The sequence below is a fragment of the Bartonella sp. SD1336NMGDW genome, assembly GCF_042193565.1.
Taxonomy (GTDB): domain Bacteria; phylum Pseudomonadota; class Alphaproteobacteria; order Rhizobiales; family Rhizobiaceae; genus Bartonella; species Bartonella grahamii.
Genome location: NZ_JBHILW010000095.1, coordinates 1 through 635, shown reverse-complemented (window position 1 = coordinate 635; position 635 = coordinate 1). Strand labels below are relative to the sequence as shown.

Sequence of the window (635 nt, the reverse complement as noted above, 5' to 3'; positions counted from 1 at the left end):
CATTTATTAACCATATTTTTGTTCATTTTTGAAGGTATTTTATTTATAGAAAACAATATTTTATCATAGTTTTTCTGATGTGATAATTTATGAATCTTATTGAGAGAGAATGAGAGAAAAGAGAGCTAAAGTTATCCACAGATCATGGGGTTATGCACCCCATATCTTAAGATTGACCAGTGACATAAGCCGCCCATTTATCCATATAAACGCGGCGCTGTTCTAGATAATCAGTCCGACGATAGGCACGCTCTACTTTACCGCCGACCGTATGACTTAGAATAGTTTCTGCGACTTCATAAGGGGCATCGGTTGTTTCAGCGAGCCAATTGCGTAAACTAGAGCGAAATCCATGGGGGCAGGCTTCAATTTTATTTTTTCTCATATACGTAGCCATACATTTCTCAGCGAGGGGACCACGACCTCTAGCAGAAAAAAAGAAATCATTACGAGAGAGCAAGCGCGCTTGTTTTAGAATTTCTAATGCTTCTGTTGATAGAGGCACGCGAAATTCTGTTGTAGCATCACGCCTTCCTTTCATATTTTCAGCAGGAATGGTCCATATATTCTCCTCAACTTGATCTTTATGAATATGACGTAAAGGATTGGTACGAACGCCTGTCAGAATAAGCAAA

Annotated in this window: 1 protein-coding gene; it reads right to left on the bottom strand. The window is 39.1% G+C overall.

What is annotated here, in order from left to right:
* Positions 1-166 precede the first annotated feature (166 nt).
* Positions 167-635 (bottom strand): tyrosine-type recombinase/integrase (locus ACFIKH_RS09345; RefSeq protein ID WP_375671552.1); only part of this gene is annotated, 469 nt, incomplete at its 5' end.